This window comes from Hyphococcus lacteus (assembly GCF_041058985.1).
Classification (GTDB): Bacteria; Pseudomonadota; Alphaproteobacteria; order Caulobacterales; family Parvularculaceae; genus Hyphococcus; species Hyphococcus lacteus.
Genome location: NZ_JBEHZE010000001.1, coordinates 2,049,297 through 2,063,235 on the forward strand (window position 1 = coordinate 2,049,297; position 13,939 = coordinate 2,063,235).

The window sequence follows — 13,939 nt, forward strand, 5'->3', positions numbered from 1 at the left end:
CGACGATGGCAGGAAAATTGCCGTGGATTTGGGGCGAAGCGGCCCTTTAGGATGGCGTCAAGTTTGAGTAACCAACCGAACACTGATCCCAAGACACAACCTTCGACGCGAATGCTTGCGCCGCATTGGGTGTTGTCGAACGCAACAGCGGCAACCGCGCTGATCATTGCGGGTGTGATCGCTTTTCTCACGACTTGGTTTTTGATGTCGCCGCTGGTCGAGCGTGTCGACCGCGCTGTGATGATGTGGATGATCATCGGCAATATCGTCATCGCAGCGGGTTTTGCAACGCTGGTCGGTGTGCGGCTTTTTCATGTTTGGTCGAACCGTCGAAATCAGCTCGCTGGTTCGCGTACGCATATGCAGCTTGTGGGTATGTTCTCATTGCTCGCGGTGGTTCCGGCGATCATCGCATTTTTGTTTGCGTTTACGATTCTGCGCGCGAGCCTAAATGACGTCTTCAGTGAACGGATTGATAAATACCAAGACACTGCGCGCGGTCTTGCGAATTCGCTTGTGGGTCTTAAAGCCGCCGATATGGAACAGCGCATGCGCCTGATCGCACAGGATGTAGCGCGCCAAGAAGAAGCAGGCGTGGGATTTGAAGAAACACCCATTAGCTTTCGGCAATATTTATATGCTCAAGCGCAAGTGCGCGGACTGTCTGCGCTTTATCTTGTTGACGGGGCGGGGCGTATCATTGTTCGTGCAGAGGTGGCACCCGGCCAGTATGGCTTGCCGAGCGAAGACCGTTTGACTGAGCTTCGTAGCAGTGATCCTGGCGAACTATTTGTCTTTGGCGTGAACAATGATGTCACGCTCGATACCTTCCGCGGGGCGCTGCCGCTTGGTTATTATGATGGCGGGTTTTTGATCGGCTATCAGCCTATTGACCCCGCAACGACGAAACAACTTTTTGCGGTGACGGATGTACGGGCAGATTGGCGCGAGGCTGAATTGGGCCGCGCACGGTTAGAACGTGTGTTTTTGGCGGGTTACGTGGTTCTCGCGATTATCATTCTTTTTGGCGCGATCTGGCTGGCCCTCTGGGCGGCGACGCGTTTGGTTCAACCGATCGGACGGCTTGTGAACATGGCGGAGCGGGTTTCCGGTGGGGAACTGGATGCGCGGGTGGAGGTCTATAACGAAGATGGCGAGCTTGGTGTGTTGGCGCGTTCCATGAACCACATGACAGCGCAACTTCAGACCCAGCGCGACGACCTTATTGATACTAACCGTGAATTTGATGAGCGCCGCCGTTTTACCGAGGCTGTGCTTTCAGGTGTTACCGCTGGTGTGATTGGTTTGGCGGACGATGGCGTCATTACCATTGCGAATAAATCTGCGGTCGAATTGATGGGTGAAGAACCGGGCCGTGTCACCGGGCGCAACATTGCCGAAATAATGCCTGAACTTAGGTCCTTACTGGAACGCTCGTCGAATTCGCCTTTCACCGAAGTTGGTGACCAAATTGATGTTACCCGTAGCGGACAGACCAAAACCTTAAATGTACGTTTAGTGAAAGACGCGACGGGCGGCGACACAAACTATGTCGCGACGTTTGATGATATTACGCAATTAATCTCCGCTCAGCGTAATGCAGCGTGGGGTGATGTGGCCCGCCGCATCGCACATGAAATCAAAAACCCTTTGACCCCAATTCAGCTTTCAGCCGAACGTCTGCGACGCAAATATCTAAGCGAGATTACCTCCAACCCCGAAGTCTTTGAGCGGTGTACAGAAACAATTATCCGCCAGGTAAGTGATATTGGCCGGATGGTTGATGAGTTTTCTTCTTTTGCGCGGATGCCGAAACCAGTAATCGGTAGCGAAGATGTGCGTGAGTTGGTCAAAGCCGCGATCTTCCCGCAAAAAGTGGCTTTCCCGGAAATTGAATTTTCATTCACCGCACCTGATGAGCCAGTGGTTGCGCAATGTGATGGTCGTTTGATCGTACAAGCCTTTTCAAATCTTTTGAAAAACGCAGCCGAGTCAATTGGTGCGCGGCTTGCCGAAGAAGAAAATGGCGCACCCGGACGGATCGATGTACGGGTTGAGACGAAAGGTGCGCTGTCGGTTGTGCAGATCATTGACAATGGCATCGGTCTTCCAAATGCCGAGCGCCACCGTTTGGCCGAACCCTATATGACAACCCGTGCCAAAGGGACGGGGCTTGGTCTCGCCATAGTTAAAAAAGTCGCCGAAGAACATGGCGGTTCACTACAATTTGCGGATGATCATTCGTTGGGCGTCACCGGCGCGCGGATGACTGTCACGCTTCAACGCGAACTTGCCCCCGCGGCACTGACTGACGGCAAGTCGCATATCACTGCTGCGGCGGAATAGTGCGTAGAAGGAAAAGGTAGCATATGAGTATTGATGTTTTGGTCGTTGACGATGAAGAAGACATTCGTGAACTCATTTCTGGGATCCTAGAAGATGAGGGGTTCAGCCCGCGTATGGCGGCGGATTCTAAATCTGCACTGGGGGCGGTGAGCGATCGCTGTCCTTCGCTCGTTATTCTTGATGTTTGGCTCCAAAATTCGGAAATGGACGGCATTGAAATTCTCGAAGCGCTCAAAAAGCTTCATCCCGCACTGCCAATTGTGATTATTTCCGGACACGGAACGATTGAAACAGCGGTCGCTGCGATCAAAAAAGGTGCGTATGACTTTGTTGAAAAGCCTTTCAACGCAGATCGCCTGATCCTTGCTGCCAATAGAGCGCTTGAAGCTGCGCGTTTGACCCGCGAGAATAACGAGCTGCGTGAGCGCGCGCCGGATTGGGGGCTGATAGGGGCTTCGGCGGCGGTTTCGTCATTGCGCAATGTAATCGAGCGCGTTGCCGATGCGCGTTCGCGTGTTTTGATCTCTGGCCCTCCGGGGTCTGGCAAAGAGATGATCGCGCGCCTGTTGCATACGCGGTCTAGTCGTCAAGACAGACCCTTTGTCGTCGTAAGTGCTGCGTCTATCGCGCCTGAACGGATGGAAGAAGAGCTTTTCGGCATTGAGGGTGACGACGGTCAGATGCGCATGATCGGCCTTATGGAAAAAGCCCATGGCGGGACATTGATGTTCGATGAGATCAGTGACATGCCGCTGGAAACCCAAGGCAAAATTTTGCGGGTTTTAGTTGAGCAACGCTTCAAACGGGTGGGCGGACAAAAGCCCGTAGAAGTTGATGTACGGATAGTATCAACAACGTCTGCTGACTTGCTGGAACTTTCTGGCGCAGGCCGTTTTCGTGAAGATCTTTACCACCGGTTGAATGTGGTATCGATTAACGCGCCGGGTCTTGATGAGCGTCGCGAAGACATTCCGGCGCTTGTGGCCTATTTTGTTGATCGTATCGCAAAGGCATCTGGCTTGCCTAAACGGCGCTTGTCGTCTGAGGCATTGGCCGCGTTGCAAGCGTGTGCATGGCCGGGGAATGTCCGGCAGCTTCGTAACGTGCTTGAGCGGACATTGATCTTGATGGGCCGTGATGCGGAAATTGAGATTACGTGCGAGCATTTGCCGACCGAGGTGATGGATTCAGGGCTTTCAATCCCTGCTGGCGAAGGGCTGGAACAGATCATTACGCTGCCGTTACGGGATGCCCGTGAACGGTTTGAGCGTGAATATCTGATTGCGCAGATCAACCGTTTTGGCGGAAATATCTCGCGAACGGCGGCTTTTATCGGCATGGAGCGCTCAGCGTTGCATAGAAAATTGAAAGCACTTGGCGTTAATGGGCAGCCGCGCGTAGAAAGCGCCTGAGCGGCATTAGCCGGGCAGAGTTTTAGCCCCGAACGGGGTAGATAAGGAATTATTGGTCATGCGCGTGATCGTTTGCGGTGCAGGCCGCGTTGGCGTCGGTATTGCGCGACGGCTGTCGCGAGAAGACAACGAAGTCACCGTTGTTGATCAATCAAAAGCATTGATCCGCGATGTGGCCGAGCGGCTTGATGTGCGCGGGGTGGTCGGAAACGGCGCCTATCCCGAAACCTTAGAGGAAGCAGGCGCGCGCGAAGCCGATATGATTATTGCGGTCACATTCTCCGATGAGGTGAACATGGTGGCCTGTCAGATCGCCCATTCGCTTTTCAAAGTTCCCACGAAAATTGCCCGCGTACGCGCCCAAGGATATCTCGATCCGCGCTATTCCGATATTTTCTCGCGCAATCATTTGCCTATTGATGTTGTGATCTCTCCAGAACGCGAAGTCTCCGAGGCGATTATCCAGCGGATGTCGACGCCGGGCGCATTTGAAATCAAGTCATTTGTGGATGGCCGCGTTTGGGCCGTTGGCGTAAAGCTGCGCGAAGATTGTCCCATCGTGAATACGCCTTTGCGGCAAGTGGCAGAGCTGTTTCCTGATTTGAAAATTACAATCGTTGCGATTAAGCGCGGCGATAATATCTGGCGGGCGCATTCGGGCGATCAGCTAGAGCCGGGTGATCAGGTTTATTTTATCTCTGACCGGCAGGATGTAACGCGTGCGCTGGAGATTATGGGCGAGGCCGCCCAACAGGCCCGGCGGGTCATTATCGTGGGTGGCGGTAATGTCGGATTATTCGTCGCGAAGGGGCTAGAGAAAATGGGCTCCATGAAGATCCGCATCATTGAGCGCGATCGCAAACGCGCGGAATATATCGCAGAGGAACTAGAGCGTACAATCGTACTTCAAGGCGACGGTTTAGATCGTAGTGTTTTGAATGAGGCCGGCGTAACAGATGCGGAAACCGTGGTCTCTGTTACTGATAATGATCAGGCAAATATCCTCACATCTGTTGTTGCGAAGCGCGAAGGCGCGCGCCGGTCAATGGCGCTGATCAACGATCTTGATTATGGCCCCATTACCGAATCCGTTGGGGTGGACCGGTATGTGGACCCGCGCGCCATTACGATCTCAACAATTCTACAACACATCCGTCGTGGACGGATCAAAGGGGTCTATTCATTGTCGGATGGTGCGGCAGAGTTGATTGATGCGATTGCGCTTGAAACGTCGCCATTGGTCAATAAACCACTGCGCGAAGCAAATCTGCCCGAAGGCGTCATGATTGGCGCAGTTTTTCGCGATAACGAAGTTCAGATGCCGACTGGGGACACGATCATCAACGCCGGCGACCGGATCGTTTTGATGTCGACTCGTGAAAATGTCAAAGACGTAGAACAAATGTTCCGCGTCAGCATCGAGTATTTCTAATCTCCCTAAAGGGTAGGATAACCGCATGGCCTTAGGGAACATTCTTCGCTCTTTTGCGATCATGCTCTTGGTCATCGCTGTTGCGATGATTGCACCTATGCTGTTGTCGCTAGCCGAGCATCAGGCAGCTACGGGCGCTTATGTCTTTGGCGCAGTGGCGGCTGTTCTGTGTGGCGGCGGGGCATTCGCTGCATCATTGGGAAAACGCGCGCCGACAAGTTTTCGCGGTGCACTGATAATTGTTTTGCTCTGGTGGGCGGTGATACCCGTTTTTGCTGCGATTCCGTTTATGGGCGAGGGGCTAAGCTTTTCAGATGCCTATTTTGAATCGGTCTCTGCGCTGACAACGACCGGCGCTTGGCTATCGAACGAAGCCGCGTTCGCAAGCCATGCGCGCGCGTTGTGGCGGGCGGAGCTTGAATGGCTTGGTGGTCTTGCGTCACTGGCGATTGCTGCGGCGATTTTTATCCGGCCCGCCTTTATCGGTATCGATACCTTGTTGCCACCTTTTTCGCGCGGTGATCGCGGTTCGCACCTTCGACCGCTACGCAACGCCGTTGTTTCGTTTGTGGGAGTTTATACGGTTTTAACGCTGGCGGCGTTTTCACTGATCGCTTTTGCGGGTGCGCCGACGCTTGAAGCGTTGATCATGGCGATGACCACGGTGTCTTCGGGTGGGTTCATTCCCAATGCGGCGGGACTATCGGCCTATCCCACGCCTGTCCTGTTGCCGATATTTGTTTTCACTTTGCTGGGCGGCGTCAATTTCATTTTGATTGCGCGGGTCATGAAGGGCAAACGAGAGCGGTTGCAAGATATTGAAACGGGCGCTTACTTTCTGATTGTGCTTTGGGCGGCAATGTTGTTCTGGGTGACGGCGGGTGCTGGCGACCTTAAACTCATGGTGCCGCAACTATTTAATGCGGCTTCTTTGGTCACTACGAACGGGTATCTGATCGGTGAAGCGCCGCCACTTTTGGTCGCGCTTGTCACCGCAATTATTGGCGGAGCAGCGATTTCAACGGCGGGCGGCTTTAAGGTCTTGCGCTGGCTCGTGATCATGCGCCGGGCAAAAGAAGAGCTTCGTCGTCTTATTGATCCCAGTGCCGTATTCGGGGCGCGACGGGTCGCTAATGAATTGGGCGTGTGGATGCATTTTCTGGTCTTCACCTTCACGCTTTCGGGATTATTGCTTGCTGTAACCTTGGCTGGACACAACTTTGAACTCGCGGCAGCGGCGGCGACGGCGGCACTAAGTAACGCAGGTCCTTTAATTGGGCTTGCGAGCGGCGGGGCAGAGGGCTACGCCGTTTTTCAATCGCCGCTGCGTTGGTTGTTACTGGCGGGTATGATTTTGGGCCGACTTGAGGCCGCTGTGGCGTTGGCGCTGATCAATCGCGCCTTTTGGAGATGGTAGAATACGATGTCGCGGATTGCTTATGTGAACGGCCAATATGTGCCTCATGCGTTGGCACAGGTTCATATCGAAGATCGCGGTTATCAGTTCGCTGACGGTGTTTATGAAGTTTGCCTTGTCGTCGATGGTAAATATTGGGATCTCGACGGACATCTCGCGCGCCTGAAACGATCATTGGACGAGCTACAAATCGCGATGCCAATGAGCGAGAATGCGCTTCGGGTTGTGATGGATAATGTCCGCAAGCGAAATCACCTTCCAAGTGCGATGATTTATATTCAGGTGACGCGCGGTGTCGCCCCCCGGAATCATATCTTCCCTGTGGGACTTAAACCGTCTTTGGTCATGACGGTGAAGCCCTTTGATCTTGATCAGAGTGATGCCAAGGCAGCAAAAGGTATTCGTGTGATCACCCAGCCAGACATCCGCTGGGGGCGCACCGATATAAAAAGTACGGGGCTATTGGCGAACGCAATGGCAAAGCATGCGGCGAGCGAAGTGGGGGCTGGTGAGGCCTTATTGATCCGCGATGGACATATAACAGAGTGTTCCTCATCGAATGCGTGGATTATTGATAAAGATGGCGTATTGATCACCCACCCCAAGAGCCATGAAATTCTGAGCGGCATCACCCGCGAAACCGCAAAGGCCTGCGCACAGGAACTTCAGCTGAATGTGGTTGAGCGGCCTTTCACCCTCGACGAGGTCAAAGCCGCTTCGGAGATGTTTTTAACCTCAGCATCGTCCGTTGTGATGCCAGTAATCGGGGTGGATTCTTTCAAAATTGGAGACGGTACGCCGGGTCCGATAACGAAGCGATTGCGTGAATCCTATAAGGCCCGGGCCCGCGCGCTTTGATTTTCTGGTTGCTGATACCTTGTAATTACCTGAATTTATGCCGATTTTGATGACAAATCAGCGTAATCCGCGCAAACAGGTTGCAAGGATCGAGTTTCCGCGCCAAACTGATTGTTGCGATGCAGCATACTTAACCGACTCGGAGAAGCGGGACCAATGAGCGAAAAAAAACAAAACCTTCAAGACACCTTCCTAAACCACGTTCGTAAAACCAAAATTCCTGTCACGATCTTCTTGGTTAATGGCGTGAAATTACAGGGCATCGTCAGTTGGTTTGATAATTTCTGTGTTTTGCTAAAGCGCGATGGTCAGTCGCAACTGGTTTATAAACACGCTATTTCCACCGTTATGCCTCAAGGACCGGTAACCCTTTGGGACGGTGAGGAAGAAGCGGAATAACAACGCCTTCTGATTTCAGAAATTCCGTTGCGTTTCTTTGTCCACGCCATCGCGCTGGATGGTTTTGCTGTGTTATAGCTGTTTAACCTATTTACGTTTTCAGAGTTTAATTTGTCAGAGTCCACGCTACCCGACCGTCTTTCCGCTATTGTCATTCACCCCGCGCTAAAGGGTGGGGCTGGCGCACGCGCGCCCGAAGCTAGGTTGGAAGAGGCCGTGGGCCTCGCGGTTGCGATTGACCTTGATATCGCGACGTCGTTTGTGGTTTCCGTGAATAACCCCAACCCGGCGACGTTGATCGGTTCGGGCAAGGTCGAAGATATCAATCAATTACTTGATAGTTATGAGCCGCGTCCTGCGCTTGTGATTATTGATAGCGCGCTGACGCCCGTGCAGCACCGTAATCTTGAAAAAGAGTGGAATGCAAAGGTCCTTGATCGTACCGCTTTGATCCTGGAGATTTTTGGTGATCGCGCCCAAACCGCAGAGGGCCGTTTACAAGTTGATCTCGCGCATCTTGACTATCAGCGATCACGCCTCGTGCGGTCGTGGACGCACCTTGAACGACAGCGCGGCGGCGCAGGCTTTCTCGGTGGTCCCGGTGAACGCCAAATTGAGTCAGACCGGCGGGCGCTTGATGACCGTATCGTTCGACTAAAGCGCAAGCTCGAAGAGGTACGCCGTACACGGACATTGCAGCGAGCCAAACGCAAACGCGCGCCGCACCCGGTCGTGGCACTTGTGGGTTATACCAATGCGGGCAAATCAACGCTTTTTAATCGGCTGACCAAGTCTACGGTTATGGCCGAGGATTTATTGTTTGCGACGCTTGATCCAACCATGCGGTCAATAGATTTGCCGTCAGGTATTCGGACAATTCTCTCAGATACGGTTGGGTTTATCTCTGATCTACCGACCCAGCTTGTGGCGGCATTTCGCGCGACCCTCGAAGAAGTGTTAGAGGCCGATATCATCGTTCATGTGCGCGATATTGCCCACGAAGATACTGATGCGCAGCGTTCTGATGTTTTGAGCGTGCTTGCAGAGTTAGGGGTCAAAGACGACGACGAACGTCCAATCATCGAAGCTCTTAATAAAATCGACCTACTGTCCCAAGATGACCGCCTTGATATTCAGGCGATCGCAAGACACAGCCAAGATAACCCCGATGGTGCGCTGCGTGTTGCGATGTCAGCACAGACGGGCGAGGGCGTTGAGCAGCTCATGACGCTGGTTGAGCAGTCTTTAACCGCCGCGCATGAGATCATTACAGTTCAAATGCCGTCGCCATTTGGTGCTGCGCGAGCGTGGCTTCATGCGAGAGCAGAAGTTATCGAAGAGACCGCCGAAGACGAGAATCTCGTTTTGGTTGTTCGGCTATCTAAAAAAACCGAAGGACAATTTTTCAAACTTTATCCGAATGCGCAGATTGCAGCGGAAGAAGGGGTTTCCGTTAAAAGCGCATGATTATTGACCCGTCTAAAGTTGAAACGGTAATCGCTGAGATTGCCGAAGAAGAAATTTCGTCGCGTTTTGGCGCGTTAAAAGAATCTGAGGTCACGACAAAGTCGGGTCCCAATGACTTTGTTACTGCCGCTGATCATGCCGCTGAGGCGCGATTGGAAAAAGCGCTGCTTGGTCTTTATCCGGGCGCAGCTTTTATTGGCGAGGAAGCCGCAGCTGCAGACCCCGAGCTCGTCAAACGCCTTGATCATGAGCGCGGGGCATTTTGGATTGTTGATCCGCTCGACGGTACTCGGAATTTTGTGCAAAAGCGCGACGAGTTCGGTACCATTATTGCGCTCGTTGAAAATGGTGAGACTCGGCAAGGGTGGATCTATGCAATTCCGGAAAAATCATTTGCGACTGGTTCGTTGGGTGATGGTGTTACCTGGCAGGGCGACCGGTTGAGTGCGGTCGGTGCGGCGGTGGGCACGCCGGTTGGTTATCGATCGGTAGGAAGCCTCGGGCAGGAATGGCAAGAGACGATGGTGCCGGCCTTGCGCGCAAAAACTGAGACTGGCCCCGCACGTTGTTCCGCATACGCCTATATCAACCTTGTGCTGGGGAAGCGTGATTTCGCGCTTTATTCCCGCGTGCACCCATGGGACCACGCAGCGGGCGCAATGATGTTAGGGGAAATTGGTGGCCGCGCAGCCTATCTTGATGACCTTGGCGCTTATGCACCGCGCCTGACTGTTGGGCGTCCATTATTGGCGGCAGGGAATGTTGATAGCTGGGAAAAGATCCGATCCGCGATTTCCTGACGTCATTAACCATAAGTCGCGCCAGATAGAGCCAGCCTTCAAGTCAAAACATGCTTAGGTTGTTTCCAGATGGTTAATTTCGCATGTTAAAATTGTCAGGTAACTATAAGAATTCATTGACTGAGTTAAAAACTGGACTATGAATTGCTGCTTAGCAACACAGCTTTCATAGTAAGGGGTTTTTATGCGTTCAGTTTTGACAATGATGATTGCAGCAGCGGGTACCGTAATCGGTGCGCTGGCAATGCCAATGGCTGCAAATGCCGCAACAGTTACCGTCAATGGTGACACAACTGGTAACGCAACGTGGAACCGTCCTTACACTACGGGTGGTACATTGTCTGGTATTGGAAACGACACCCCTTTTGAGGTGATTGAATTTAGTGTCGATACCGCTGGTGATTATGAATTTGAAATTACTTCGGCGAATTTCGACAGCTATATCTTTCTATACAATGAAGCAGGGTTTGACCCGTTTAATCAGGCACTTGGCCTTCAGGCGTTGGATGATGATGGTGGCCCTAGTCTTTTATCGCTAATCGCTTCGGCAAATGGGGACAATGCAACGCTAGCGGCGAACCTCGTCTATTACATCGTTGTATCTGGCTTCAATAATGCAGATTTTGGCGCGTTCGCGCTTGATATTAGCGGTAACGGCAACATCGCGCTTGGCGCGACAGAGGTTCCGCTTCCTGCGGCGCTTCCGCTTTTCCTTGCTGGTATTGCAGGGCTCGGTGCTGCTGGTCGTCGCCGTAAGGCACGCACTAACTAAGCGCTATTTTCCATACAGATTAAAAGCCGGCCCTCGCAATGCGAAGGCCGGTTTTTTTTATTCGCGGCTTTACCCTTTGAGGTAACCGTTGGCCTCTAGGTAATCGACGATTTTGGTGGCGGCGACTTCGGCAGAAATTTCAGCGGTATTGAGGTCTAGCTCGGCGCGTTCCGGCGCTTCATAGGCGCTATCAATGCCAGTGAAGTTTTTAATCTCACCCCGGCGGGCGCGGGCATAAAGCCCTTTGACGTCGCGTTGTTCGCATACGGCAAGCGGGGTTGAGATGTAGACCTCGATGAACTCACCTTCGGGCAAAAGCTCACGCGCCATCCTGCGTTCGCTTTGGAATGGCGATATAAACGAAACCAGCGTGATTAACCCCGCATCGGCCATAAGGCGCGCAGCTTCGCCCACGCGCCGGATGTTCTCGACCCGGTCTGCATCGGTAAACCCAAGGTCTTTGTTGAGGCCATGACGCACATTATCGCCATCAAGCGTATAGGTATGACGCCCAAGATCATGAAGGCGTTTTTCAACCAGATTAGCAACGGTCGATTTTCCGGACCCTGAAAGGCCGGTGAACCAAAGGACGACCGGCTTTTGATTTTTAGCGCTTGCGCGTTCAGTTTTGTTTACGTCCAAATCTTGCCAGTGCACGTTCTTCGCGCGCCGCAAGGAGAAATCAATCATCCCTGCGCCGATGGTTGCGTTGGTACGTCGATCAATCAGAATGAAAGACCCTGTGCGGCGATTTTCATTATAGGCATCAAAGGCAATGGGGGTGGCGAGATTGAAATTACAAAAACCAACCTCGTTAAGCTCGAGCGTTTTTCCTGACATATGCTCAAGCGTATTCACATTGATTTTATGCTTTAACTCGGTAACCGTCACCGGAACAATTCGGTTCGCGGTTTTCAAAAGATATTGCCGACCGGGAAATAATTTTTCTTCCGACATCCATAATAGATGCGCTGCGAATTGGTCACTTTGTTCCGCTGGCGCTTTGCCCGCGCAAATGACGTCGCCTCTCGAAATGTCAATTTCATCTTCTAGCGTGATCGTTACCGCTCTGTCCGGCTGGGCCTCATCAAGCTCGCCATCCATCGTAACGATGGACTGAACCGTAGACCGCTTGGCCGAGGGCAGGACAACGATTTCTTCGCCGGGCTTTATGGTGCCGCTTGCGACGGTGCCAGAGAATCCGCGAAAATCGAGGTTAGGGCGGTTCACCCACTGTACTGGCATGCGGAAAGGTTTATCGGCTAAATCTCCCCGTACACTGATCGTTTCAAGATAGGGCAGTAGCGCGGCACCTTTGAACCATGGGGTCTCGCGGCTTTTGGTGGTGATGTTCACGCCTTCGAGCGCCGAAACGGGAATGCAAGTAATGGATTCAAACCCAAGGTCTTTGGCAAATTTTCGGTAATCAGCCTCGATCTTGTCAAACGTAGTCTGGGCGTAATCCACCAGATCCATTTTATTGATTGCGATGACGACGTGACGAATGCCGAGCAAAGACGCAATGTAACTGTGACGATAGGTTTGGGTCAAAAGCCCCTTGCGTGCATCCACAAGGATGATCGCGAGATCTGCGGTCGATGCGCCCGTTGCCATATTGCGGGTATATTGTTCGTGCCCCGGCGTGTCGGCGACAATGAACTTTCGCTTGGCGGTCGAGAAAAACCGATAGGCCACATCGATCGTGATGCCTTGTTCGCGTTCGGCGGCAAGGCCATCAACGAGCAGCGCAAAGTCAATTTTCTCGCCTTGTGTGCCGTGCTTTTTTGTGTCGCTTTCCAGCGCTGACATTTGATCGTCATAAAGCAGTTTTGAGTCGTAAAGCAGGCGGCCAATCAGCGTCGATTTTCCGTCATCAACGCTGCCGCACGTAATAAAGCGCAACATTGATTTGCGCTCGTGGGCTGAAAGATAAGCGACAACGTCGTCATTGATAAGTTGGTGTTCGGCTTCGGTTCTGGCGGACATTTTAGAAATACCCTTCCTGCTTTTTCTTTTCCATTGACGCCGCTTGATCGTGGTCGATCACGCGTCCTTGACGCTCTGATGTGCGGGCCACCAACATTTCTTGAATGATTTCGGGAAGGGTCGTGGCGGTCGAACGTACGGCACCAGTCAACGGATAACAGCCAAGCGTTCTAAACCGGACCATGTCTTCGGTTGGTTTCGTACCGTTCAATGGCATGCGGTCATCATCAACCATGATCAGCGCGCCATCGCGATCAACCACGGGCCGTTGAGCAGCAAAATAGAGCGGCACAATCGGAATATTCTCACGATAGATATATTGCCAGATATCAAGCTCAGTCCAATTTGAAAGCGGGAACACCCGGATCGATTCATCTTTAGCGATACGAGTGTTGTAGATATTCCAAAGCTCAGGACGCTGATTTTTGGGGTCCCAGCGATGTTCTGCGGACCGGAAGGAGAAAATGCGTTCTTTGGCACGGGATTTTTCTTCGTCTCTGCGCGCACCGCCAAATGCCGCATCGAATTTATGTTTATCTAACGCCTGCTTAAGGGCTTGTGTTTTCATGACGTCCGTATGGAGCTGGCTGCCGTGGGTAAATGGGCCAATTCCTTGTTCGACACCGTCTTGGTTGATGTGCACAATTAAATCTAAGCCGAGGCGCTTTACAGTATCGTCCCGAAATTTAATCATTTCACGGAACTTCCATGTGGTGTCCACATGCATCAACGGGAAGGGCGGCTTCGACGGATAAAATGCTTTCATAGCGAGATGCAGCATCACCGCCGAGTCTTTGCCGACGGAATAAAGCATCACGGGGTTTTCCGCTTCGGCTGCAACCTCTCGCATGATGTGAATTGATTCCGCTTCGAGCCGGTCAAGATGGGTCATCGCCGTCGGCGAAATAATTTGCGGATCGATTGGCGCTGCCGTTTTGGCGGAAGTGTCGCCCTCTAACGCCGCGAGCCGCGTCTGCGCCGTTTCCAGTGTTTTAAGGGTGCACTGGCCGCCTGCTTCTAGTCGGGCAACGGCCTTGCCATCATTGAACA

At 52.6% G+C, this 13,939-nt stretch carries 11 protein-coding genes; 9 read left to right on the forward strand and 2 right to left on the reverse strand.

What is annotated here, in order from left to right; genetic code table 11:
• Positions 1-63: 63 nt before the first annotated feature.
• The 9 genes from ABFZ84_RS09790 to ABFZ84_RS09830 all read left to right on the forward strand — a co-directional run bounded on the left by ABFZ84_RS09790 (position 64) and on the right by ABFZ84_RS09830 (position 10,903).
• The gene (locus ABFZ84_RS09790; RefSeq protein WP_369313839.1) at positions 64-2,346 is read left to right on the forward strand and encodes a sensor histidine kinase; all 2,283 of its coding nucleotides are present in this window, start codon (positions 64-66) and stop codon (positions 2,344-2,346) included.
• Positions 2,347-2,369: 23 nt separating this feature from the next.
• Positions 2,370-3,758 carry a nitrogen assimilation response regulator NtrX gene (gene ntrX, locus ABFZ84_RS09795; protein WP_369313840.1) on the forward strand — a complete coding sequence of 463 codons (1,389 nt, stop codon included), beginning with the start codon at positions 2,370-2,372 and terminating at the stop codon, positions 3,756-3,758.
• A 58-nt stretch (positions 3,759-3,816) separates the two neighbouring features.
• Complete coding sequence (gene trkA, locus ABFZ84_RS09800; protein ID WP_369313841.1) at positions 3,817-5,190, forward strand: Trk system potassium transporter TrkA; 1,374 nt, start codon at positions 3,817-3,819, stop codon at positions 5,188-5,190.
• A 25-nt stretch (positions 5,191-5,215) separates the two neighbouring features.
• Positions 5,216-6,607, forward strand: coding sequence for a potassium transporter TrkG (locus tag ABFZ84_RS09805; RefSeq protein ID WP_369313842.1), 1,392 nt, complete (start codon positions 5,216-5,218; stop codon positions 6,605-6,607).
• Positions 6,608-6,613: 6 nt separating this feature from the next.
• Complete coding sequence (locus tag ABFZ84_RS09810; protein ID WP_369313843.1) at positions 6,614-7,465, forward strand: D-amino-acid transaminase; 852 nt, start codon at positions 6,614-6,616, stop codon at positions 7,463-7,465.
• A gap of 156 nt (positions 7,466-7,621) precedes the next feature.
• Positions 7,622-7,864 (forward strand): RNA chaperone Hfq, encoded by a 243-nt coding sequence (gene hfq, locus ABFZ84_RS09815; RefSeq protein WP_369313844.1) that lies wholly within the window; start codon positions 7,622-7,624, stop codon positions 7,862-7,864.
• A gap of 111 nt (positions 7,865-7,975) precedes the next feature.
• The gene (hflX, locus tag ABFZ84_RS09820; protein ID WP_407067082.1) at positions 7,976-9,331 is read left to right on the forward strand and encodes a GTPase HflX; all 1,356 of its coding nucleotides are present in this window, start codon (positions 7,976-7,978) and stop codon (positions 9,329-9,331) included.
• Positions 9,328-10,131, forward strand: a complete 804-nt coding sequence (locus tag ABFZ84_RS09825) for an inositol monophosphatase family protein (protein ID WP_369313845.1) — start codon at positions 9,328-9,330, stop codon at positions 10,129-10,131. The genes hflX and ABFZ84_RS09825 overlap by 4 nt, the downstream gene beginning before the upstream one ends.
• Positions 10,132-10,315: 184 nt before the next feature.
• The gene (locus tag ABFZ84_RS09830; protein ID WP_369313846.1) at positions 10,316-10,903 is read left to right on the forward strand and encodes a VPLPA-CTERM sorting domain-containing protein; all 588 of its coding nucleotides are present in this window, start codon (positions 10,316-10,318) and stop codon (positions 10,901-10,903) included.
• Between the two features lie 69 nt (positions 10,904-10,972).
• Here the strand turns inward: ABFZ84_RS09830 and cysN are convergent, their stop codons facing one another.
• Both cysN and cysD read right to left on the reverse strand, forming a co-directional pair.
• Positions 10,973-12,889 (reverse strand): sulfate adenylyltransferase subunit CysN, encoded by a 1,917-nt coding sequence (cysN, locus tag ABFZ84_RS09835; RefSeq protein WP_369313847.1) that lies wholly within the window; start codon positions 12,887-12,889, stop codon positions 10,973-10,975.
• Between the two features lies 1 nt (position 12,890).
• Positions 12,891-13,796, reverse strand: coding sequence for a sulfate adenylyltransferase subunit CysD (gene cysD, locus ABFZ84_RS09840; RefSeq protein ID WP_369314565.1), 906 nt, complete (start codon positions 13,794-13,796; stop codon positions 12,891-12,893).
• Positions 13,797-13,939 lie beyond the last annotated feature (143 nt).

What these genes read in the sequence shown, in the direction of transcription:
- ABFZ84_RS09830 (WP_369313846.1), top strand. Translation starts at nt 10,316, where the DNA reads ATGCGTTCAGTTTTGACAATGATGATTGCAGCAGCGGGTACCGTAATC.
- hfq (WP_369313844.1), top strand. Translation starts at nt 7,622, where the DNA reads ATGAGCGAAAAAAAACAAAACCTTCAAGACACCTTCCTAAACCACGTT.
- cysN (WP_369313847.1), bottom strand. Translation starts at nt 12,889, where the DNA reads ATGTCCGCCAGAACCGAAGCCGAACACCAACTTATCAATGACGACGTT.
- trkA (WP_369313841.1), top strand. Translation starts at nt 3,817, where the DNA reads ATGCGCGTGATCGTTTGCGGTGCAGGCCGCGTTGGCGTCGGTATTGCG.
- ABFZ84_RS09805 (WP_369313842.1), top strand. Translation starts at nt 5,216, where the DNA reads ATGGCCTTAGGGAACATTCTTCGCTCTTTTGCGATCATGCTCTTGGTC.
- ABFZ84_RS09810 (WP_369313843.1), top strand. Translation starts at nt 6,614, where the DNA reads ATGTCGCGGATTGCTTATGTGAACGGCCAATATGTGCCTCATGCGTTG.
- ntrX (WP_369313840.1), top strand. Translation starts at nt 2,370, where the DNA reads ATGAGTATTGATGTTTTGGTCGTTGACGATGAAGAAGACATTCGTGAA.
- ABFZ84_RS09825 (WP_369313845.1), top strand. Translation starts at nt 9,328, where the DNA reads ATGATTATTGACCCGTCTAAAGTTGAAACGGTAATCGCTGAGATTGCC.